This window comes from Kitasatospora sp. NPDC018058, assembly GCF_044327205.1.
Taxonomy (GTDB): Bacteria; Actinomycetota; Actinomycetes; order Streptomycetales; family Streptomycetaceae; genus Kitasatospora.
In genome coordinates, this window is the sequence record NZ_JBIRFA010000009.1 from 55,392 (window position 1) to 76,920 (window position 21,529).

The window sequence follows — 21,529 nt, forward strand, 5'->3', positions numbered from 1 at the left end:
GGCTCCGTACCGCCCGGCACGGCGACTGAGCCGCTCCAGTACACCGTGCCGGGCACCGGCGGGGTCGGGCCCGCCGGGGCGGTGGGGGCGATCGAGCGGGTGCTGCTGGACGGGTTCGACCCGGAGGCGGCGCCCGCCCGATCGGCCGTGGCGGTGCCGGCGGGGGAGCTGCTGCTGATGCCGGCCGCCGCCGGGCCGTACGCGGGCGTCAAGATCGCCGGGGTGGCGCCGGGCAACCCGGCGCGCGGACTGCCCCGGATCACCGGCGGCTATCTGCTGCTGGACGGGGCCACCCTGCAGCCGCTGGCGGTGCTGGACGGTGCGGCCCTCACGGCCCTGCGCACGCCCGCCGTGACGGCGGCGGCGCTGGCGCGGCTCGCGGTGCCGGAGGCCGAGCACCTGGTGGTGTTCGGCTCCGGCCCGCAGGCCTACGGGCACCTGGACGCGCTGCTGGCCGTCCGGCCGCTGCGCCGGCTCACCGTGGTGGCGCGCGATCCCGGTCGGGCCGGGGCGCTGGCGGCGTACGGGCGGGAGCTCGGGCTTTCCGCCGACGTGGGTGGGCCGGAGGCGGTCGGGCGGGCGGATCTGGTGGTCTGCTGCACCACCGCGCGGACGCCCCTGTTCGACGGCGCGCTGGTGCCCGCGCACGCGGCCGTCGCGGCGGTCGGCTCGCACGAGCCGGACGCGCGGGAGGTGGACGAGGTGCTGGTCGGGCGGGCCGAGCTGTACGTGGAGGCGCGGACGGTCGCGGTCAGGGAGGCCGGGGATCTGGTGATGGCGGGCGTGGCCGGGCGGCAGGTGCGGAACCTGGCCGAGCTGGTGCGCGGGGACGCGCTGGTGCCGGGCGGGCGGCCGCGGTTCTTCAAGAGCGTTGGGATGGCGTGGGAGGACCTGGCGGTGGCGGCGGAGGTGTACCGGGACTTCCGGCGAGCCTGAGGTCCAGTCGCCGAGCAAGCCGGAGTCGGCCCGACGGGAAGGGATCCCCCGTCGGGCCGGCTTCTTTTCGTGCTTCAGCAGTAGGTGGCGAGCAGGCGGGCCAGGTGGCGGCCGGCGGTGTGCAGCGGCTCCTCGCTGCGGGCGACCTGGGCGGAGAGCTCGGTGCCCTCCAGGGTGTTGATGACGGTGCCGGCCAGTTCGCGGGCGTCCTCGGGGCCGATGCCGGAGGCGCGCAGGTGTTCCTGCACGATGGACACCTGTCCTCAACCGCCGCCTCGCTGCCGGGCTTTCAGGCGTTCTACGCGCCGCGGATCACGGCCGGAGATCACCGCGGGGACGTCGACCGGCTGGCGATGGCGCTCGCGAGCATCGAGCACGTCCGGCACACCGCGGAGGCCTCCGGGGTGGACGGTGCGCTGCCGGCCGTCCTGGCGGAGGCGTTCCGGCGGGGCGTCGAGGCCGGGGGCGGGGCGGCGAGCGTGACCTCCCTGGTCGGGCGGTTCCGCATGGCGTAGGGCGCGGGGGCAGATCGTGTGCCGCCGGCCGTTGTCACGGCCGGCGGCCGCTGCCACCATGGCTTTCGGCGGGGTCGACGGGCTGTTCGGATCGCGGAATGTTGCGCGCTCAACGTAACGTGACATTGTACACTGGTGTTCTGCACCCACCCGGAGGAACACCATGGCCGACCTCAAATCCCGCACCCTGATCTCCGTGCAGGAGCGGCTCCGCGACCAGGTCGCCCACGCGCTCCGGGCGGCCCTGATCTCCGGCGAACTGCGCCCCGGCGTCGTGTACTCCGCGCCCGCGCTCGCCGCCGACTTCGGTGTCTCGGCCACCCCGGTGCGCGAGGCGATGCTCGACCTCGCCCGGGAGGGGCTGGTCGAGGCCGTCCGCAACAAGGGCTTCCGGGTCACCGAACTCACCGAGCGCGACCTGGACGACTACACCGAGATCCGCGCCCTGATCGAGGTCCCGACGGTGGGCCGGGTGACGCGCACGGCGACCAAGGACCAGCTGGAGCGACTGCGCCCCCAGGCCGAGGAGATCGTCGCGGCCGCGCGCAAGCACGACCTGATCGGCTACCTGGAGGCGGACCGGCAGTTCCACCTTGACCTGCTGGGGCTCGCGGGCAACGCCCGGCTGGTGGACGTGGTCGGCGACCTGCGCAAGCGTTCGCGGCTGTACGGGCTGACGCGGCTCGACGAGAAGGGCGAGCTGGTGTCCTCGGCGGAGGAGCACCTGGAGCTGCTGGACCTGATGATCTCCGGCGACGCGGACGCGGCGGAGGCGTGCATGACGCGGCACCTCAGCCATGTGCGGTCCCTTTGGGCGGGCCAGGACGAGGCGGCGGAAGCGGACCGGCCGGCACTGCGGCTGCGAGCTCGGCAGGGCTAAACCACTCGTTCGGGTGAAGGCTGGGAATCGAGCGTCGAGGGGCGCTCGGGCTCTAGGCTGATGCTCTCGACATCGGCAGTCAGGAGGAATTCCATGTCCGCCGCAGCAGCGGAAGAGCCCTTCGAGCAGCGGACGCTGCTGGAGTCCGCAGAGCTGATTTCCCAGCAGCTGGTGGGCCACCGGGTCGAGATCATCGGAGGTCAGATCACAGTGACGCCACCTCCCGATGGGCCGCATGGGGAAACGCTGACGGACCTCACGATTCCGCTGTGGTCTGCTGGGCTTCACGGCGATACCTCCCGAGTGGTCCAGGGCATGGGCATGTGGCTGCCGGGAGGCCCATCCGACTATGCGATTCCAGATTTGTCGGTTGTTGATGCCGACTACCAGGACCACCTGATCGAGCACAACTGCTATGACCCGATGGTCTTCCGGCTGGTCGTGGAGGTCACGTCCTCCAACCATCTCTCCGACGTCAAGGTCAAGCCCGGAATCTATGCCGACGCCGGAGTGCCGGTCTATCTGATCGTTGACCGCAAAAATCTGAAGGTCATGGTGTTGACCGACCCGCAAGACGGCGAGTACCGGGTGCACGCCGTCCACCACCCGGGGCAGTCGTTCACGCTGCCGGAGTCGATCGGGGCTGCGGTGACGCTCTCGGTGAACGACCTGCTCATCATCAAGAAGTAGCGATCCCTCGTGCGGAGCAGAACGCTCGACATGGCGGAAGTTCTTTTTGAACGGTTTCCCAGGCATCGGGTGGAGGTGCTCGGCGGCGAGGTGTCCGTCGAGCCGGTGCCGGACTGTATGTGATCGTGGATCGGGCCGATCAGCGGGTTCTGGTGCTGACCGACCCGAAGGACGGCGAGTACCGGGAGAAGGCCGTCCACGGCTCAGGGGAGTCGTTCACCTTGCCGGAGTCGATCGGCGCGGTGGTGACGATGAGCGTGGACGACCTGTTCTCCTAGGCCGCTGCCGTAGGCACCGCGAGCCGTCCGTCGTGGACTTCGGCGATCTGGTCGACGGCCGTGAGGTGGGTGCGGTCGTGGGTGACCAGGACCGTGGCGGTGGCCCGGCGGTGGGTGAGGTCGGTGATCAAGTCCAGGACTGCGGCGCCGCGTTCGTGGTCGAGGGCGCTGGTGGGCTCGTCGACCAGCAGGACCGTGGGGTCGTTCATCAGGGCGCGGGCGATGTTGACCCGTTGGCGCTGGCCGCCGGAGAGCTGGTGGGGGCGGCGGGCGGCCTGGTCGCGCAGGCCGACGGCGTCCAGCAGTTCCAGGGCGCGGGGGAGGGCCTCGCGGGGGGAGCGGCCGTCGAGGTGGGCCATCACCTGGAGTTGCTCCACGGCGGTGAGCGAGGGCAGCAGGTTGGCCTGCTGGAAGACGATGCCGATCTTGGTGCGGCGCAGGGAGGCCAGGTCAGCGCGGTCGAGGCCCGCGGTGTCGGTGCCGTCGACGACCACCCGGCCGGAGTCCGGGGTGATCAGGGTGGCCGCGACCGCCAGCAGGCTGGACTTGCCGGAGCCCGACGGGCCGACCACAGCCGTGATCGAGCCCTTTGGGACGGTCAGCGACACGTCGTCCAGGGCGGTCAGCCGGCCGTCGCCGTCCGGGTAGGTGAGGGTGATGCGGTCGAGTTCGAGGCTCATCGGGCGCTCCCCAGGGCGGTCAGCGGGTCGACGGAGGTGATCCGGCGGATGGACAGGGCCGCGCCGATCGCGCCGAGGGCGATCATGACGACGGCGGGCAGCAGCAGGGTCGGGGCGTCCAGGACGAAGGGAACGGCGGAGCCGATCAGCGCGCCGGCGCCGAGGGCGATCGCGGTGCCGGCGAGGGTGCCGAGCACCAGCAGCAGGACGGCCTGGCCGAGGGCGTCGCGCAGCAGGTAGCGGGTGGAGGCGCCGAGGGCCTTCAGCACCGCGATGTCGCCGCTGCGCTGGATCGTCCAGACGGTGAAGAAGGCGCCGATGACCAGCGCGGAGATGGCGAACAGGAAGCCGCGCATCAGCTGGAGCGAGCCGTTCTCGGAGGTGTAGGAGCCGATCGCGGCGAGGGCGTTGTCGCGGGTGCGGGTCACGGTGCCGTGGCGGGAGTCCGCGGCGGCGAGGTCGGCGCCCTTGGCGGTGTCGAGGGCGATGACGGTGGCGTGGTCGGCGCCGCCTGGGGCGAACTGCTGCCAGTCGGTGAAGCTGGTCCAGATCACCGGGGTGTGGCTGTACGCGGCGTCGCCCTCGACGGCCGACACGGTGAGGTGGTGCCCGGCGAGCGTGAGGTCGGCGCCGGGGGCGAGGTGCCCCAGCTTCTCGGCGGCGGTCTTGGACAGCACCGCCTGGCCGGGGGCGATCCGGCCGCCCTGCGGGGCCAGGTCGGAACCGTCCGGGACGCCGAAGGCGGAGAGGGCGGCGGTGCGCTGCCCGGCGGCGGCCTTGGTGGTGGTGATGCCGAGCGGCTGGGCGGAGGTGACGCCGGGCTCGCGGGCCCAGGCCTGCCACTGCTCGGGGGTGACCTGGGAGTCGGTGAAGGAGAGCTCCTGCCCGTCGGCCGGCTTGCCGAAGACCAGGTGGTCGGCGGGTAGTCCGGTGATCGCGGAGATGTTCTGCCGGCCGAGCCCCGCGGTCAACCCGGACAGCAGGCCGACCAGCACGGTGATCAGCACGATGACGGTCCCCATCAGGGCGAACCGCCCCTTGGCGAACCTGAGATCCCTCCAGGCGACGAACACGGTGGGCCTTTCCAACGAATGACGGGTGCTTCCTCCACCACGGTCTGCGAGGAGGGGGTTCGCGGGCATCGCGCCGGAGATTGCTTCCTGGGCATCAAAGGACAGAAGCGGAGTTCAACCTTTTGATTGATGCCGGGCCTCGGGCGTGGAACTTAGGCTGGAGGGATGGCGACCGAACGATCCAGAACCACCCCCGTCGCCCGCGTCCTCCGGGTCTGCCTGCACCTGCTCGTGGCGGGTCTGCTGGTGCTCGCCGTCGCCCGTGCCGCCTTCGTCGGACGGGGCGACGGGGATCCGGCCGCCGTCGCCGCCGCAGCCTCCGCGATGGCCGCGGTGTACGCCGTCGGGCCGCGGCTGGCAGCCGTCCGTACCTCCCGGCGGGGCGCCGCGCTCTGGCTGGCGCTGCTCGGCGTGACCTGGGCGGGCCTGCTGGTCGCCACCCAGGACGGGGTGTGGCTGGCGTTCCCGCTGTACTTCCTGGAGCTGCACCTGCTCGGGCGGCGCGGCGGGCCGGTGGCCGTCGGGCTGACCGCCGCCGCGGCGATCGCCGCGTGGTCCTGGCACCAGCACAGCTTCAGTCTCGCCGCCTCGATCGGACCCGCGCTCGGCGCGGCCGTCGCCACCGCCACCGTGCTCGGCTACCAGGCGCTGTACCGGGAGAGCGAGGAACGGCGCCGGCTGATCGACGAGCTGACCGCCGCCCGCGCCGACCTCGCCGCCGCCCACCACACCGCCGGGGTGATGGCCGAGCGCGAGCGGCTCGCCCGGGAGATCCACGACACCCTCGCGCAGAGCCTCAGCTCCATCCAGCTGCTGCTGCGGGCGGCCCAGCGGGCGCTGCCGGAGCGCACCGAGGCCGCCGCCGGGTACGTCGAGCAGGCGCGGCAGGCGGCCCAGGACAACCTGGCCGAGGCCCGGCGGTTCGTCCGCGCGCTCACCCCGCCCGCGCTGGACGGCGATCCGCTGCCGGTCGCACTGGAGCGGCTGTGCGCGACCACCACGGCGCACAGCGGCCTGCCCGTCCACCTGCACGTCTCGGGGGACCCGGTCCGGCTGCCGGCCGCGCAGGAGGTGGCGCTGCTGAGGATCGCGCAGTCGGCGCTCGGCAATACCGTGCGGCACGCGAAGGCCGGGCGGGCCGAGGTGACACTGAGCTACATGGAGGGAGAGGTGGCGTTGGACGTGTTCGACGACGGGGCCGGGTTCGATCCGGCGGCGGTCGCCGGCCGCACCGGCGGGGACGGCGGCTTCGGGCTGCCCTCGATGCGGGCCCGGGCGCGGGCGCTCGGCGGCAGCTTCACGGTGGAGTCCGCGCCCGGGGAGGGCACCGCGCTGGCGGTGCAGCTGCCGGTCACCCCGGAGGCCGGTCCGTGATCCGGCTGCTGATCGCCGACGACCACCCGGTGGTGCGGGCCGGGCTGCGGGCGGTGCTGGAGAGCGAGCCGGACTTCGCCATCGTGGCGGAGGCGGCCACCGCCGAGCGGGCCGTCGAGCTGGCGGCCGAGCCGGGGGTGGACGTGGTACTGATGGACCTGCAGTTCGGGCCCGGCTCGACGATGAACGGGGCGCAGGCGACGGCGGCGATCACCGCCCGGGCTGGCGCGCCGCGGGTGCTGGTGGTCACCACCTACGACAGCGACGCGGACACCCTGCCGGCGCTGGAGGCCGGTGCGACCGGCTACCTGCTGAAGGACGCGCCGCCGGAGGAGCTGGCCCAGGCGGTACGGGCGGCCGCGGCGGGGCGCAGCGCGCTGGCGCCGAGCGTGGCGGACCGGCTGCTGGAGCGGATGCGGACGCCCGCGGCGGCGCTCAGTGCGCGGGAGACCGAGGTGCTGGGGCTGGTCGCGGACGGGCTGACCAACCAGCGGATCAGCCAGCACCTGCACCTGAGCCAGGCCACCGTGAAGTCGCATCTGGTGCACATCTACACCAAGTTGGGGGTCGACTCGCGCACGGCGGCGGTGCGGGAGGCGCGCGGGCGGGGGTTGATCCGCTGAGCGTGGGCTGGGGCCGATCCGCTGAGCGTAGCGTGGGAACGGTCCGTGCCCGTAGCAGTGTGAGGAGCGCCCTGATGACCGTCCGTCTCGACGAGCTCGCCGTACCGGTGATCGGCGCCCCGATGGCGGGCGGGGCCTCGACGCCCGGGCTGGTGGCCGCGGTGAACCGGGCCGGTGGGCTGGGGTTCCTGGCCGCGGGCTACGAGTCGGCCGCGGCGATGGCCGAACAGATCGCCGCCGCGCGGAAGTCGACCGACCGGCCGTACGGGGTGAACCTCTTCGTCCCGGCCCCGCCCGGGGATCCGGCGGCGGTCGCCGCCTACCGGGAGCGGCTGCGGCCGGAGGCCGAGCAGTGGGGGGTCGCGCTGCCGGAGCGGATCGGGCCGGACCGGGACGACTGGGAGGCCAAGCTCGCCGCGCTGCTCGCGGACCCGGTGCCGGTGGTCTCGTACACCTTCGGGCTGCCGACGGCGCGGGAGGCGGCGGCGCTGCGGGCGGCGGGCACACTGCAGATCGGCACCGTCACCACGGCGGAGGAGGCGCGGGCGGCGGAGGCGGTCGGGATGGACGCCCTGTGCGTGCAGGGTCCGGAGGCCGGCGGGCACCGCGGCACCCACCGGGTCGCGGACCGGCCGGGGGAGGTGCCGCTGCTGCAACTGCTGCCCGCTGTACGGGCGGTGACCTCCCTGCCGCTGATCGCCGCCGGCGGGCTGGGCGACGGCCAGGCGATCGCGGGGGCGCTGCGGGCCGGGGCGGCGGCGGTGCAGCTGGGGACGGCCCTGCTGCGTTCCGACGAGTCCGGCGCCTCGGCCGCCCACCGGGCCGCGCTCACCGAACTGCCGGAGACCGTCGTCACCCGCGCCTTCACCGGCCGCCCGGCCCGCGGCCTGCGCAACGCCTTCATCGACCGCCACGGCCCGTACGCCCCGCCCGCCTACCCCGAGGTCCATCACCTCACCGCCCCGCTTCGGGCCGCCGCCACCCGCCGCGCCGACACCTCGGCCATGCACCTCTGGGCGGGCACGGCCCACCGGCTGGCCCGGTCGGGCCCGGCGGAGGCGGTCGTCGCGGAGCTGTGGCGGGCCGCACGGGGGAGCTGAGCGCCGCTCAGCCCAGCAGGTCCGCCATCCAGGACTCGACGGCCTGCGCCGTCCTCGGCAGGGCGCCGGACATCAGGTGGGCGCCGTCCGCCGTGATGACCAGGTCGTCCTCGATGCGGATGCCGAGGCCGCGGAGTTCGAGGGGGAGGGTTTCGTCGTCGGGTTGGAGGTAGAGGCCGGGTTCGACGGTGAGGACCATGCCCTCTTCCAGGGTGGCGTCGAGGTAGCGGTCGGCGCGCGCCTGGGCGCAGTCGTGGTAGTCGAGGCCGAGCATGTGGCCGCTGCCGCAGAGGGTGTAGCGGCGGTGGAGGCCGTTGTCCTCGGCGAGGGACTGGTCGGCGGGGACGCGCAGGACCCCCCAGTCGGCGAGGCCTTCGGCGATGACGCGCATGGCGGCGTGGTGGAAGTCGCGGAAGCGGGCGCCGGGGCGCAGGGCTGCGATGCCGGCGCTCTGGGCGGCGAGGACGAGGTCGTAGGCCTGGCGCTGGACGGGGGTGAAGGTGCCGCTGAGGGGGAGGGTGCGGGTGATGTCGGCGGCGTAGAGGGTGTCGGTCTCGACGCCGGCGTCCAGCAGGAGCAGGGAGTTCGGGTCGAGGGCGCCGTCGTTGCGGATCCAGTGCAGGACGCAGGCGTGGGCGCCGGAGGCGGCGATGGTGGTGTAGCTGGTGCCGTTGCCCTCGGCGCGGGCGCGCAGGTCGAAGACGCCCTCGATCCAGCGTTCGCCGCGGTGGTGGCGCAGCGCGGTGGGCAGGGCGCGGACGACGTCCTCGAATCCGGTGACGGTGTGGTCGACGGCGAGTTGCAGTTGTTCGACCTCCCAGGTGTCCTTGATCAGTCGCAACTCGGCGAGGACGGCGGCGAGTTCGCCGTCACGGTGGTCGGCACGGGGGCGTCCGGTGGCCGCGTCGACGAGAGCGTCGGCGCCGGCCAGCACCCGGGTGGGCGGCTGCGGTCCGGTGAGCAACTTGCCGAGGTCGTCGAGGTGTTCGGTGCGCAGCCCGGTGAGTCGGGCGGCCTCGTCGAGGTCGGGGCGGCGGCCGACCCAGAACTCGCCGTAGCGGCGGTCGCGGTAGAACTCGCCGCCGCTGCGCGGGGAGCGCGGGCGCAGGTAGAGGACCGGTTCGTGGTCCTCGGGCCCCGCGGGTTCGAGGACGAGGACGTGGTCGGCCTGGTCCTCACCGGTGAGCCCGGTGAGCCAGACGTACGCGCTGTGCGGTCGGAAGCGGTGGTCGAGGTCGTTGCAGCGGACCTTGAGGCGTCCGGCCGGGACGATCAGCCGTTCGCCGGGGAACGCCGCGCAGAGCCGGGCGCGGCGGCCGGGGAAGCGGTCGTAGCCGGGGACGCGCTGGTCGGCGGGGAGCGGGGTGGCGGTCCAGCGGGTGCCCATGAAGGCGTCCAGGGCGGGGGAGACCGGGAGGTCGTGGCTCCCGGTGTTGAGGCCGGTCTGCGGGTGGGTCACCGGTGAACTCCTAGGCGGGGCTGGGGAGCTGAGGGCGCACGGACACAGCTGGGTAACGGACGGCGCCACCCCTTGTGCAGTGCAATTTCACATTACTATGTTACGGGTCACACAGCGGAGCGGCCAGAGCAGGCCCCCCACAGCGGAGTTGCACATGACCAGGCGCACCCATGCCCTCCTCGCGGCGGCCCTCGCGGCGACCCTCACCCTCGGCCTCGGGGCCTGCAAGAACGACAAGAGCGACAGCGGTGGCGACAGCACCGCGGCCGGTGGCACCAGGGCCCCCGGTGCCGCGTCCGGGACGATCGTCGGCGGCACCCCGGTCAAGGGCGGCACCCTGACCGTGCTGTCCAACCAGGACTTCGCCCACCTCGACCCGGCCCGCAACTGGACCATGCCGAACATGGACTTCGGCATCCGGCTGCTCTACCGCACGCTGGTCACGTTCAAGGCCGAGCCGGGCGCGGCGGGCAGCGAGATCGTCCCCGACCTCGCCACCGACCTCGGCAGGTCCTCGGACGGCGGCAAGACCTGGACCTTCACTCTCAAGGACGGCGTCAAGTACGAGGACGGCTCGCCGATCAAGTCCGCCGACGTCAAGTACAACGTCGAGCGCTCCTTCGTGCCGGACCTCACCGGTGGCCCCGACTACGCCCAGCAGTACCTGGCCGGCGGCGAGAACTACAAGGGCCCGCTGAACGGCGAGCACCTGTCCAGCATCGAGACCCCCGACGACAGGACGATCGTCTTCCACCTCAAGCGCCCGGTCGCCGAGTTCTCCTACACCGCGACCCTGCCGACCTTCGCCCCCGTGCCGCAGTCCCAGGACAAGGGCACCCAGTACGACCTGCGGCCGTTCTCCTCGGGCCCGTACAAGATCGAGACCTACGACCGCGGCAAGCAGCTGGTCCTGGTCCGCAACGCCAACTGGGACCAGTCCACCGACCCGGTCCGCAAGGCCTACCCGGACCGGATCGTGGTCACCCAGGGCCTCAAGGGCGGCCAGGTGGACGACCGGATCATCGCCAGCGAGGGCGCGGACGCCTCCGCGGTCGAATGGATGAACCTGCGGCCCGAGTCGGTCGCCAAGGTGCTGCCCAAGCCGGACGTGAAGTCCCGGCTGATCGCCGAGCAGCAGGGCTGCACCGACATGCTGTACCCCAACACCTCCAAGGCGCCCTTCGACGACCCCAAGGTCCGCGAAGCGCTGATGTACGCGGTGGACCGGGACGCCCAGGTGACCGCGAACGGCGGTCCGGCGATGGGGGACGTGGCCACCTCCTACCTGCCGCCCGCACTGTCCGGCGGCACCGGGCAGGACCCGCTGAAGATCCCGGCCGCCGGCGACCCGGAGAAGGCCAAGCAGCTGCTCAAGGAGGCCGGCAAGTCCGACCTCAAGGTCTCGCTGACCGTCTCCTCCGGTGACAAGACCCGGGCCGAGGCCTTGCAGCAGTCGCTGGCGAAGGTCGGCATCCAGGTCACCATCACCACCGCCGACCCGTCCGTCTACTACGACACCATCGGCGACACCAAGAACGCGCCCGACCTCGCCATCCTCGGCTGGTGCCCGGACTACCCCTCCGGTGCCACCTTCCTGCCGCTGGTCTTCGACGGCCGGACCATCAAGGAGAAGGGCAACCAGGGCAACGTCGAGCAGTTCCGCGACCAGGTCACCTCGGACCGGATCGACCAGATCAACGCGATGGCCGACGTCAACGAGGCCAACAAGGCGTGGCTGCAGCTCAACGAGGACCTGATGAAGAAGGCGCCCACCGTGCCGATGCTGTGGCAGCGCCGCCCGCTGCTGGCCGGGACGAACGTGGCCGGGGCCTTCGGCCACCCGGTGTGGACCGGTCAGTGGGACTTCGCCACGATCGGCCTCAAGGACCCCTCCAAGAGCCAAGGCTGAGGGACCGTCCGATGAGTACCGTCATGGAAACCGCCACGGCCGACACGGCCGGGGCGGGCCCGGCGAAACACTCCGGCCGCGGACCCTGGCGGCTGGTCTGGGACCAGCTGTGGGCCAAGGGCTCGGCCCGGTTCGGCCTGGTCGCCGTCGCCCTGCTGGTCCTGCTCGCCGCGCTGGCCGGGCCGCTGAGCGCGCTCGGCGGCTGGAGTCCCGAGGAGTTCGACAAACGCGCCGTGGACCCCTACCTGGGCGGACAGCCGATCGGTGACTTCGGCGGGATCGGCACCCGGCACTGGCTGGGCGTCGAACCCGCCACCGGGCGCGACCTGTTCGCCCGGGTGCTGCACGGCGGGCAGGTCTCGCTGCTGATCGCCTTCACCGCCACCGCCGTGGTCGTGGTGACCGGCACCCTGGTCGGCATCGCGGCCGGCTACTTCGGCGGGCGGACCGACACCGTGCTGTCCCGGCTGATGGACCTCACCATGTCCTTCCCCTCGCTGATCTTCATGATCTCGATGATGTCGGTGGCCAAGGACGTCAACCGGGTCCTGCTGATCACCCTGGTGATCGGGCTGTTCACCTGGCCCGGCATCGCCCGGGTGGTGCGGGGGCAGACCCTCTCGCTCAAGCACCGCGAGTACGTCGAGGCCGCCAAGGTCGGCGGTGCCCGCTCCTGGCGCATCCTCACCCGCGAGATCCTGCCCAACGTCTCCGGCCCGATCATCGCCTACACCACGCTGCTGGTCCCCGGCATGATCGCCACCGAGGCCGCGCTCAGCTACCTCGGCGTGGGCGTGCGCCCGCCGACTCCCTCCTGGGGCCAGATGATCGCCGAGAGCATCAGCTTCTACGAGACCGACCCGACGTACTTCCTGATCCCGACGGCCTTCCTGTTCCTGGCCGTGCTCGCCTTCACCCTGCTCGGCGACGCGCTGCGCGACATCCTCGACCCGCGGGGAGGCCGGTCGTGATCCTCTACCTCGGCCGCCGGCTGCTCGGCGCGCTCGGCATCCTGCTGGCGATCTGCGCGATCACGTTCACCATCTTCTACCTGCTGCCCGCCGACCCGGCGGTGGCCGCCTGCGGCAAGACCTGCAGCCCCGAGCGGATCGCCGAGGTCAAGGCCGCGATGGGGCTCGACAAACCGGTCTGGGAGCAGTTCGCCACGTACGTGAGCGGCATCTTCGCCGGGCGCGAATACGGCAGCGGGCCCAGCGCCACCCACTGCGGCTTCCCCTGCCTCGGCTACTCCTACGAGTACTCGCTGCCGGTCTGGAACCTGCTCACCGACCGGCTGCCGGTCTCCGTCTCGCTGGCCGTCGGTGCGGCCACGCTCTGGCTGGTCCTCGGCCTGGGCGCGGGCGTCACCTCGGCGCTGCGCAAGGGAGGGGCGACCGACAAGGCGCTGATGGTGCTCTCGGTCGCCGCCGCCTCGCTGCCGGTCTACTTCACCTCGATCATGCTGATCTGGGGCGTCGTCAGGACGGCCGGGCTGCTGCCCTACCCGGCCTACCACGCGTTCACCGAGAACCCCGTCGAGTGGGCCTCCAACCTGCTGCTGCCGTGGATCGCCCTGGCACTGCTGTACGCGGCCATGTACGCCCGGCAGAGCCGCAACTCGATGATCGAGGCGATGGCCGAGCCGTACATCCGCACCGCCCGGGCCAAGGGCCTGCCGGCCACGACCGTCGCGGTCAAGCACGGGCTGCGCTCCGGGATGACGCCGATCCTGACCATCCTCGGGATGGACCTCGGAGGGCTGCTGGCCGGTGCCGTCATCACCGAGTCGATCTTCGGACTGCCCGGGGTGGGACGGCTCTTCTACGACGCGCTGGTCCGCTCCGACCAGCCCGTCATCCTCGGCGTCACCCTGCTCGCGGCCGCCTTCATCGTCGCCGCGAACCTGCTGGTCGACCTGCTCTACGCGTACGTCGACCCGAGAGTGAGGTACTGATGTCCCCGCTACTGTTGGAGGTCGAGGACCTCAGGGTCTCCTTCGACACCCCGCGCGGCACCGTCCGGGCCGTCGACGGCATCTCCTTCACCGTCGAGGCCGGGCGCACCCTCGGCCTGGTCGGCGAGTCCGGCAGCGGCAAGTCCGTCACCTCGCTCGCCGTCATGGGCCTGCACCGCGGCGCGGCCGTCACCGGCTCGATCCGGCTCGGCGGGCAGGAGCTGAACGGGCTGGGGGAGCGGGAGCTGGGCACCGTCCGGGGCCGGCGGATCGCGATGATCTTCCAGGACCCGCTGTCCAGCCTGCACCCCTTCTACACCGTCGGCGAGCAGATCGCCGAGCACTACCGGGTGCACTTCAAGGCGGGCCGAAAGGCCGGTCGGGCCAGGGCGGTCGAGATGCTGGCCGAGGTCGGCATCCCGGAACCGGCCCGTCGGGTCGACGAGTACCCGCACCAGTTCTCCGGCGGCATGCGCCAACGCGTCATGATCGCGATGGCGCTCGCCTGCGAACCCGAGCTGCTGATCGCCGACGAGCCCACCACGGCGCTCGACGTCACCGTTCAGGCGCAGATCCTCGACCTGATCGCCCGGATCCAGCAGGAGCGCGGCCTCGGCGTCGTGATGATCACCCACGACCTCGGCGTGGTCGCCCGGGTCGCCCACGAGGTGCTGGTCATGTACGGCGGCCGGGCGGCCGAACAGGCCCCGGTGGAGGGGCTGTTCGCGCAGCCGGCGCACCCGTACACCCGCGGCCTGCTGGACTCGCTGCCGCGCCTGGACGACACCGACGACGCCCCGCTGCGGGCCATCCCCGGCAGTCCGCCGTCGCTGATCGTCCCCGCCCCCGGCTGCTCCTTCGCCCCGCGCTGCGCCCGCACCACCGCCGCATCCGCCGAGGAGCACGCCCGCTGCCTGGCCGAACGCCCGACGCTCGGTCCGCTCGCCCCCGGCCACCAGGCCGCCTGCCATCTGCCGCTGGTGCCGGAGGGAGTACTGTGACCGGCCAACCACTGTTGTCCGTACGGGATCTGGTGAAGACCTTCCCCGGGCGGCGCGGCCGCACCGGCCGGGCCGGGGCGCCGATCCGGGCCGTGGACGGGGTCAGCTTCGACCTCGGCGCGGGCGAGACGCTCGGCCTGGTCGGCGAGTCCGGCTGCGGCAAGTCCACCACCGGGCGGATGATCGTCCGGCTGCTCGACCCGACCTCGGGCACCGTCACCCTCGACGGCATCGGGATCGGCGGGCTCTCCCAGGCCCAACTGCGGCCGTACCGACGGCACATGCAGATGGTCTTCCAGGACCCGTACTCCTCGCTCAACCCCCGGCAGACGGTGGCCCGGATCATCTCCGAGCCGCTGCTGGTCCAGGGCGCGGGCGCCGCCGAGGCGCGCAAGCGGGCCGCCGAGCTGATGGAGCTGGTCGGGCTGATCCCCGAGCACCTGGACCGCTACCCGCACGAGTTCTCCGGCGGCCAGGCGCAGCGCATCGGCATCGCCCGTTCGCTGGCCACCTCGCCGAAGCTGGTGATCGCCGACGAGCCGGTGTCCGCGCTGGACGTCTCCATTCAGGCCCAAGTGGTCAATCTGATGGAGCAGTTGCAGCGCGAACTGGGCCTGGCGTACGTGTTCATCGCGCACGACCTCTCGGTGGTCAAGCGGGTCTGCGACCGGGTCGCGGTGATGTACCTGGGCCGGATCGTCGAGATCGGCGACAAGGCCGAGGTGTACGGCAACCCGGCGCACCCGTACACCAGGGCGCTGCTGTCCGCCGTGCCCCTGCCGGACCCGGCGGCGGAGCGGACCCGGGAGCGGATCGTGCTGCTCGGCGACCCGCCGAGCCCGGCCAACCCGCCGGCGGGGTGCGGCTTCCACCCGCGCTGCCCGAAGGCGCAGGAGGTGTGCCGGACGGAGCGGCCGCTGCTGCAGGTCGTCGGCACCGGCGGTGCGAGTGCCGGCCACCGCGAGGCGGCCTGCCACTTCCCGGAGGCCTGAGGGCCGCCACAGATCTCCGGTCGGGCGCGGCGGGGAACCTCACGAGGGCCGCGTCCGACCGGGTTCCGCCGTCTGGCGCCCGCTCGGCGCCCGGCTAGTGCTCGTCGCCCGGCAGGAGCAGGCGGGGGCCGGGGCCCTTGGTGGCGAGTGTGTCGCCCGGGTTGAGCACCCGGCAGCGGCGCAGTGACACACAGCCGCAGCCGATGCAGCCGGTCAGCTCGTCCTCCAGCCGCTCCAGCTCGGTCCGGCGGGCGCGCAGCTGCTCGGCCCAGAGCCGGGAGATCCGCTCCCAGTCGTGCTTGGCGGGCATCCGGTCCTCGGGCAGGCCGGCGAAGACGTTCGCGACCTCGGCGAGCGGGATGCCGAGCCGCTTGGCGACCAGGATGAGCGAGATCCGGCGCAGCACGTGCCGCCGGTAGCGGCGCTGGTTACCGGCCGAGCGCTCGGAGGAGATCAGCCCCTGGTCCTCGTAGAAGCGCACCGCCGAGGTGGCGATCCCGGCCCGCCGGGCCACCTCGCCGACGCTCAGCAGGTCCACCGGAGCGGTACTCATGCGCCCACCTCGCTGCGCTCGGCAGGGGCATTCGCCCGTACGCGCCTCTTGATGATTCGCTCGCTGCGCTCGCTCATGCGCCCACCTCGCTGTTCTCGCTCACGACTGCTACTTGACTTCAAGTTCTGTTGAAGTCCTAGCGTAGCGGACGTGACCGAATCCTCCGCCGTCAAGAGCGCCACAGCCGTTGCTGAGAAGGGAAGTTGCGCTACGGGGCCGCCGTCCGCCGGAAAGCTCCGGAGGGTGGCGCGAACTGCTCTCCCGCCGCCGCGCCGCCGCCGCGCCGATCCTCGGCCTCGGTAGCGGTCCACGGACCGGCCCCGGATCCCTTTCGTCGGGGGGATCCGGGGCCTTCTCACGTGCGGGTCAGGAGGCCGGGCCGACCCGGACGGCGGTGATCCGCCCGCCCTGGTACTCCCGGACCACCTCGATCTTCGTGTTGGTGTCCGGCACCTTCACGGTGAGCTGCGGGGTGGCCGGGTCGCCGTACACCCCGGTGCGGTCGTTGAACACCGGGACGGCCGGCTCGGCCGGGATCCGCACCGCGACGCCGCCCTTGTGCAGGGTGAACGGCGTGGTGGGCTTGAGCGAGAACGGCGCGTCGAAGGTCTGCGCCCGCCCGTTGACCAGGCTGCCGTCGGCGAAGCGGATCGGCGCCGGGTGGGCGTCGATCGGCAGGATCAGCCCGCCGCCGGGGTGGTCCTTGGTGTTGTTGTCGCCGTACGAGGTGTCCCACAGCCAGAGCAGGACGCCCTCCTGGTACGGGTAGTTGTCGACCACGTTGGCCTTGCCCGTGACGCCGCCGTACCCGAAGTTGTAGGGGCCGGTCTTCAGGAACGCTCCGTAGCCGGTGTAGCGGCGGTTCTCGGCTAGGTAGGCGCGCGGGTGCTGCTTGACGGCGGTGCGGCCGGTGATGATCGTGAAGCCGCTGGCCGTCCAGCCGTTGGCGCCGTTCTCGGCTCCGTCGGCGAACAGCACGGCGGCGCCGGCGGTGAGCTTCACGGCGTCGACCAGTACGCCCCGGCCGTGGGTGTTGCCGTCCGAGGTGGCGTGGAAGCGAAGCCGGACCTGCTGCCCGAGGTAGCTGTCCAGTGGAATGTGCAGCTTCCGGTAGGTTCCGGAACTGCCGCTCAGGCCGGGGGTGTTGGCGTTGGTGTTGCCGATCGGCGCGCCGTCCACCGTGCCGCCGAGGGCGGTCCAGTGCTTGCCCTGGTCGGTGGAGGCCTCGACGGTGAGGAAGTCGTAGTCCTGCTCGGTGTCGTACCAGGCCGCGGCGTCCAGGGCGGCCGGGCCGCCGGCGGTGCGCAGATCGACGTCCCGGGACAGGGAGTTGTCGAGGTTGTCGCCGGTGCCGCTCCACCACTGCTTGCCGCCCTCGTACGGGTCGGTCAGGTCGGTGCTGGTGGTGCCGTCCGGCAGGTGGACCAGGACGGCCTGGACCAGGTCGGTGTTGTAGCTGCTCACCCCGAGGGCGTGGGTGGAGCGGGTGGCGGCCTGCGCCTCGTCGTAGTCGAGCCAGCCGAACTGCAGCTTGCTCCAGGCGTCGAGGTCGCCGGGGTAGCCGCCGGTGGTGTTCGGGCCCTTGCCGAGGTAGGAGCCGGAGGACATCAGCGACCAGAAGTTGACGCTGTTGTCGCCGCCGTTGGTGGGGTACAGGTCGGGCAGGCCGAGGTTGTGACCGTACTCGTGGGCGAACAGGCCGACACCGCTGTTCTCGCCGGCCTGGACGTAGTCGTAGACGTAGAGGCCGGTGTCGCCGACCGGCACGCCGCCGATCTTGTCGCCCGCCGGGCCGGTCTGCCCGGTGGCGTCCGGGAAGGCCCAACTGCGGTGCGCCCACAGCGCGTCGGAACCCTGGGCGCCGCCGCCCCAGGTCTCGTCGACGCCCGCGTGCACCACGATCACGTTGTCCAGGTAGCCGTCGGGCTGGTCGAACTCGCCGTTCTTGTCGTGGTCGTAGCGGTCCTGGACGTCGTACTGGGCGAGCTGCGCCTTGATGTCGGCGACGGAGCGGCCCTTGGCGATCTCGCCGTCGTACCAGGCCTTGAGGGCGTCCCGGACGAACTCCTGGGCCTGGGTCCAGGCGCCGGAGCCCTGCGGGCCCTTGTTGCTGCCGTAGCGGGCCTCGTTGTACGGGACGGTGACCCAGTCGCTGACGCTGCCCTCGATGTCGTAGCGGCCGGAGGACTGGGTGCGGTAGTAGTTGCGCATCGACACGGCGCCGGGCGTGTCGTCGAAGAACATCTTCTGGTAGTACTCGCGGTTGAAATCCTGCTCCCACAGCGTGTGGTTGTCGTCCTTGCCCGGCTTGGGGATCTGGTCGTGGCGCGGGCCGGGGGTGCCGCCGTAGCGGGGCTGGCCGTTCCACTGGGTGGTGTTGTCGACCTCGTCGCCGAACTGGGCGAGGATCACGAAGACCTTGTCCGTGCGCTGGCGGGCGAGTTGGACGTAGTCGTTGCCGATCCGCACCTTCTCGGGGGCGCGCTTGTCGGCGGTCTTGGCGACGGCGCCCTTGTTGAGCTGCTCCAGGGCCTTGCCGCGCAGGGCCTGGCGCTCGCGCTCCTGCGGGGCCAGCGGTGCGGGCGGGGCCGCGGCGCCCTCCGGCGCGGTCGCCGCGGCGGCGGCCTCGACGGTGAGGGGTACGGGGGGAGCGGCCTGGGCGGGGGTGCCCAGCAGGGTGGCCGCTATCGCGCTCGTGGCGAGCGCGGCGGCGAGGGCCGCGGACAGTCTGCGCAACTGACCGGTCCTTTCTGGGGGATGGGGCCCAATGGGCCCATGGGGGCCGATGGGGCCAGGGGGGCCGATGGGGCCAGGGGTGGCTGCTTCTGGGCATCGGCCGGTGAAGCGCAGGTAATATTTCACATGTCACGGGTCACGTGGAAGAGGTCGAGCGCAAACGCAAGGGGCACCGCACCACCGGTGCGGCACCCCTTTCTGGCGGACTGTCAGCGCGTGCTGTACTCCACCGCCACACTGATCACCACGAGCGCGGCGTACACCAGCGCGAGGGTGGTCCGCCCGGTCGCGTGCAGGGCGAGCGCGGCGGTGAGCAGGACCAGCAGCTTGAGTACGATCTCCACGCCGAGCGGCTGGCGGAACTTCGGCCCGCCCGCGGCCAGGAACAGGCCCCAGACGGTGCCCGCCAGCGCCGGGGCGCCGAGCCCCAGCAGCAGCCGGGTGGCCGGGTTGGAGCCGGTCTTGAATCCCCAGTAGCAGAGCGCCGCCAGCATGGCGAGCTCCAGCCCGAAGGCGAGTCCCGCGTTGGTGGCCGTCAGCGGCGTCCACTGCCGCCGGCCGACCGGGCCCGGTCTCTCGAATCTCATCCGCGTTCTCCCCGTCTCGCCGAGCCGCCCGGGCCGGGCGGCGGTCGTGCGGAGTGTCCCAGTCCGACCGGGCCGGACTCAACGGATCATCCCAAAGATGTGCGCAGGAAGGCGAGTTCGGCCATGGCGAGCTGCTCGTTCGTCCCGCCCGGGGTCATGTGGGTGACGCCCGGCAGTGGCAGCACACTGTGCGGACGCCCGGCGCGGGTGAGCGCCTGGGAGAGCAGCAGGGTGTGCGCGGGGTGGACGTTGTCGTCAGCCAGCCCGTGGATCAGCAGGAGCGGCCTGGTCAGCCCGGGGGCGTCGGCGAGCAGGCAGTCGTCGGCGTAGCCCTCGGGGTTGTCCTGCGGCAGGCCGAGGTAGCGCTCGGTGTACGCGGTGTCGTACAGCCGGAAGTCGGTGGGCGGGGCGCCCGCGCAGGCGGCGTGGAAGACGTCCGGGCGGCGCAGTACGGCGAGTGCGGCGAGGTAGCCGCCGTACGACCAGCCGCGCACGCCGACCCGGCCGAGGTCGAGGTCGGGGTGGTGTGCGGCGAGTGCGTGCAGGGCGTCGACCTGGTCGTCCAGGGCGACCTGGGAGAAGCGCCGGAAGATCGCCCGGGTGAAGTCGGGGGAGACGAAGGGGGTGCCGCGGTTGTCGGTGGTGACCACGGCGAAGCCCTGGTCGGCCCACCACTGGCGGAGCTGCCAGCGGCGCGGCTCGGCGGCCACGGCCTGGAAGCCGGGCCCGCCGTAGACGTCCAGCAGGACGGGCAGCCGGCGGCCGGGGACGTGCCCGCGCGGGTACACCACGGCGGTGGGCAGGGCGCGTTCGGTGACCCGGGCGAGCCGGGGGCGGACGGTGTACGGCAGGGCGGCGCTCTGGTCGGTGAGTGTCAGCTCGCGGCCCGCGCGCCGGACCGCCCGCCGGACGCCGTCGGCGGTGGCGGTGGTGAGCAGCAGGGTGTCGGCGGCGGCGAGCGCGGAGTGCACGCCCGGCCCGGCGCTGAGGAGTTCGGGCGGGCCGCCGTCCGGGTCGACCAGGTGGAGGTGCTGGTCGGCCGGGTCGCCCTGGCCGGTCTCGCAGAGCAGCCGGCCGTCGTACCGCCCGACCACCCGGCGGATCTGCAGTCCGGTGCTGTCCAGCGGTTTGCCGTCCAGGGCGAGGCCGCGGGCCTGCGGGCCGTCGTGGGCGGTGAGCAGGCGGCCGTCGGGCAGCCGGGCGGGGGTGCCGGGCAGGTCGTCCACCCAGAACTCGTCGGTGGTGCGGGAGAGTTCGGAGGTCGCGCCGGTGGCCGGGTCGGCGCTGAGCAGCAGGACCCGCTGCTGGAGGCGGTCGGCGACGGTGAGCAGCACCTCGCCGTCCGAGGCCCAGGAGGCGTCGCAGAGGTACGGGAACGCGGCGGCGTCCCAGCGGAGTCGGACCCGGCCGCCGTCCAGGCCGAGTACCCAGAGCTGGACGTCGGCGTTGGGCCCGCCGGCCTGCGGGTAGGCGAAGTCCTCGGCGGGCTCGCCGGGTTGGGCGGGGTCGGCGAAGTGGCGACGGGGGAGGGCGGATTCGTCCACCCGGGCGGCCAGCAGCGCGCCGCCGTCCGGGCGCCACCAGTGGCCCCGGGAGCGGCCGAGCTCCTCGGCGGCGGCGAATTCGGCGACGCCCCAGCGGGCGCCGTCGGCGGGGGAGATCGGCGTCGACTCCGGGGTGACGTACAGGGCGTCGTCGGCGACGTAGGCGATCCGTCGGCCGTCGGTGTCCGGGCGGGGGTCGAACGCGGGCCCGGTGGTGGGGAGTTCGACGGAGGTGCCGGTGGCGGTGTCGATGCGGAACAGCCGGCCGTCCAGGGTGAGGGCGGCGGTGGCGAGGTCGGGGGTGGCCGCGTAGCCGCCGATCCCGGCGGCGACCAGCCGGGTGCGCTCGCGCAACCTCCGTTCGGCGGCGGGCAGTCCGTCGCGCCGGCCGCTACGGCCCGGGGTGAGCGCGGTCGGGTCGGCGACCAGGCGTTCCTCGCCGGTGGTGAGGTCGAGCAGCTGGAGGCGGTCGACCGGGTCCTCGGAACCGGTCGAGCGGAGCAGCAGCAGCCGGGTACCGTCCTCGGCGAGGGTGTACGCGCGTGGGGCGCCGTAGGTGAACCGACCGGTACGGGCGCTGAGGGAGAGGAAGGCGTCGGTGATGGTCACGGCCCGATGGTGGTCGTGCGATGCTTGCCCCGACCA

20 protein-coding genes and 1 pseudogene are annotated in these 21,529 nt (G+C 72.8%); 13 read left to right on the top strand and 8 right to left on the bottom strand.

Annotated features, from left to right (window positions below):
- Positions 1-45: 45 nt before the first annotated feature.
- A complete protein-coding gene (locus ACH4E7_RS14755; protein WP_396249617.1) occupies positions 46-936 on the top strand; it encodes an ornithine cyclodeaminase family protein in 891 nt (296 codons plus the stop codon).
- Positions 937-1,010: 74 nt separating this feature from the next.
- Here ACH4E7_RS14755 and ACH4E7_RS14760 read toward each other — a convergent pair whose 3' ends face one another.
- Positions 1,011-1,184: a hypothetical protein gene (locus tag ACH4E7_RS14760; protein ID WP_396249423.1), complete on the bottom strand. Its 174-nt coding sequence runs from the start codon at positions 1,182-1,184 to the stop codon at positions 1,011-1,013.
- Between ACH4E7_RS14760 and ACH4E7_RS14765 the strand changes: the two genes are divergently transcribed.
- The 4 genes and pseudogenes from ACH4E7_RS14765 to ACH4E7_RS14780 all read left to right on the top strand — a co-directional run.
- A complete protein-coding gene (locus ACH4E7_RS14765) occupies positions 1,173-1,451 on the top strand; it encodes a hypothetical protein (RefSeq protein WP_396249424.1) in 279 nt (92 codons plus the stop codon). The genes ACH4E7_RS14760 and ACH4E7_RS14765 overlap by 12 nt on opposite strands.
- Positions 1,452-1,614: 163 nt before the next feature.
- On the top strand, positions 1,615-2,331 hold the full coding sequence (locus ACH4E7_RS14770) for a GntR family transcriptional regulator (RefSeq protein ID WP_396249425.1): 717 nt from the start codon (positions 1,615-1,617) through the stop codon (positions 2,329-2,331).
- A gap of 93 nt (positions 2,332-2,424) precedes the next feature.
- On the top strand, positions 2,425-3,021 hold the full coding sequence (locus ACH4E7_RS14775; RefSeq protein WP_396249426.1) for a Uma2 family endonuclease: 597 nt from the start codon (positions 2,425-2,427) through the stop codon (positions 3,019-3,021).
- A gap of 107 nt (positions 3,022-3,128) precedes the next feature.
- Positions 3,129-3,299: pseudogene (locus tag ACH4E7_RS14780) on the top strand (Uma2 family endonuclease); the annotation flags it as partial.
- On the opposite strand, the gene ACH4E7_RS14785 reads toward ACH4E7_RS14780, so the two are convergent.
- Both ACH4E7_RS14785 and ACH4E7_RS14790 read right to left on the bottom strand, forming a co-directional pair.
- Positions 3,296-3,979 (bottom strand): ABC transporter ATP-binding protein, encoded by a 684-nt coding sequence (locus ACH4E7_RS14785; RefSeq protein WP_396249427.1) that lies wholly within the window; start codon positions 3,977-3,979, stop codon positions 3,296-3,298. The pseudogene ACH4E7_RS14780 and the gene ACH4E7_RS14785 sit on opposite strands and share 4 nt — an antisense overlap.
- Positions 3,976-5,052 carry an ABC transporter permease gene (locus tag ACH4E7_RS14790; RefSeq protein WP_396249618.1) on the bottom strand — a complete coding sequence of 359 codons (1,077 nt, stop codon included), beginning with the start codon at positions 5,050-5,052 and terminating at the stop codon, positions 3,976-3,978. Before ACH4E7_RS14790 ends, ACH4E7_RS14785 begins: the two co-directional genes overlap by 4 nt.
- Positions 5,053-5,217: 165 nt before the next feature.
- On the opposite strand from ACH4E7_RS14790, the gene ACH4E7_RS14795 reads away from it, so the two are divergent.
- The 3 genes from ACH4E7_RS14795 (at position 5,218) to ACH4E7_RS14805 (ending at position 8,149) form a co-directional block, all read left to right on the top strand.
- Positions 5,218-6,426: a sensor histidine kinase gene (locus ACH4E7_RS14795; RefSeq protein ID WP_396249428.1), complete on the top strand. Its 1,209-nt coding sequence runs from the start codon at positions 5,218-5,220 to the stop codon at positions 6,424-6,426.
- Positions 6,423-7,049 carry a response regulator gene (locus ACH4E7_RS14800; RefSeq protein ID WP_396249429.1) on the top strand — a complete coding sequence of 209 codons (627 nt, stop codon included), beginning with the start codon at positions 6,423-6,425 and terminating at the stop codon, positions 7,047-7,049. Before ACH4E7_RS14795 ends, ACH4E7_RS14800 begins: the two co-directional genes overlap by 4 nt.
- A 74-nt stretch (positions 7,050-7,123) precedes the next feature.
- Complete coding sequence (locus tag ACH4E7_RS14805; protein ID WP_396249430.1) at positions 7,124-8,149, top strand: nitronate monooxygenase; 1,026 nt, start codon at positions 7,124-7,126, stop codon at positions 8,147-8,149.
- Between the two features lie 7 nt (positions 8,150-8,156).
- On the opposite strand, the gene ACH4E7_RS14810 is transcribed toward ACH4E7_RS14805, so the two are convergent.
- Positions 8,157-9,608 carry an aminopeptidase P family protein gene (locus tag ACH4E7_RS14810; protein ID WP_396249431.1) on the bottom strand — a complete coding sequence of 484 codons (1,452 nt, stop codon included), beginning with the start codon at positions 9,606-9,608 and terminating at the stop codon, positions 8,157-8,159.
- 154 nt (positions 9,609-9,762) lie between these two features.
- On the opposite strand from ACH4E7_RS14810, the gene ACH4E7_RS14815 reads away from it, so the two are divergent.
- The 5 genes from ACH4E7_RS14815 to ACH4E7_RS14835 are packed head-to-tail and all read left to right on the top strand — an operon-like array spanning position 9,763 to position 15,464.
- A complete protein-coding gene (locus ACH4E7_RS14815; RefSeq protein WP_396249432.1) occupies positions 9,763-11,517 on the top strand; it encodes an ABC transporter substrate-binding protein in 1,755 nt (584 codons plus the stop codon).
- A gap of 23 nt (positions 11,518-11,540) precedes the next feature.
- Positions 11,541-12,488 carry an ABC transporter permease gene (locus tag ACH4E7_RS14820; protein ID WP_396249433.1) on the top strand — a complete coding sequence of 316 codons (948 nt, stop codon included), beginning with the start codon at positions 11,541-11,543 and terminating at the stop codon, positions 12,486-12,488.
- Complete coding sequence (locus tag ACH4E7_RS14825; protein WP_396249434.1) at positions 12,485-13,471, top strand: ABC transporter permease; 987 nt, start codon at positions 12,485-12,487, stop codon at positions 13,469-13,471. The genes ACH4E7_RS14820 and ACH4E7_RS14825 overlap by 4 nt, the downstream gene beginning before the upstream one ends.
- A complete protein-coding gene (locus ACH4E7_RS14830; RefSeq protein ID WP_396249435.1) occupies positions 13,471-14,472 on the top strand; it encodes an ABC transporter ATP-binding protein in 1,002 nt (333 codons plus the stop codon). The genes ACH4E7_RS14825 and ACH4E7_RS14830 overlap by 1 nt, the downstream gene beginning before the upstream one ends.
- Positions 14,469-15,464: an ABC transporter ATP-binding protein gene (locus ACH4E7_RS14835; protein WP_396249436.1), complete on the top strand. Its 996-nt coding sequence runs from the start codon at positions 14,469-14,471 to the stop codon at positions 15,462-15,464. The genes ACH4E7_RS14830 and ACH4E7_RS14835 overlap by 4 nt, the downstream gene beginning before the upstream one ends.
- Before the next feature lie 94 nt (positions 15,465-15,558).
- Here the strand turns inward: ACH4E7_RS14835 and soxR are convergent, their stop codons facing one another.
- From soxR to ACH4E7_RS14855, 4 genes are all read right to left on the bottom strand, one after another.
- Positions 15,559-16,017 (bottom strand): redox-sensitive transcriptional activator SoxR, encoded by a 459-nt coding sequence (gene soxR, locus ACH4E7_RS14840; protein ID WP_396249437.1) that lies wholly within the window; start codon positions 16,015-16,017, stop codon positions 15,559-15,561.
- A gap of 366 nt (positions 16,018-16,383) precedes the next feature.
- Entirely contained in the window at positions 16,384-18,753 is a 2,370-nt protein-coding gene (locus ACH4E7_RS14845) for an immune inhibitor A domain-containing protein (protein WP_396249438.1), read from the bottom strand.
- A 209-nt stretch (positions 18,754-18,962) separates the two neighbouring features.
- The gene (locus ACH4E7_RS14850; RefSeq protein WP_396249439.1) at positions 18,963-19,340 is read right to left on the bottom strand and encodes a YrdB family protein; all 378 of its coding nucleotides are present in this window, start codon (positions 19,338-19,340) and stop codon (positions 18,963-18,965) included.
- Between the two features lie 86 nt (positions 19,341-19,426).
- On the bottom strand, positions 19,427-21,493 hold the full coding sequence (locus tag ACH4E7_RS14855) for a prolyl oligopeptidase family serine peptidase (protein WP_396249440.1): 2,067 nt from the start codon (positions 21,491-21,493) through the stop codon (positions 19,427-19,429).
- Positions 21,494-21,529 lie beyond the last annotated feature (36 nt).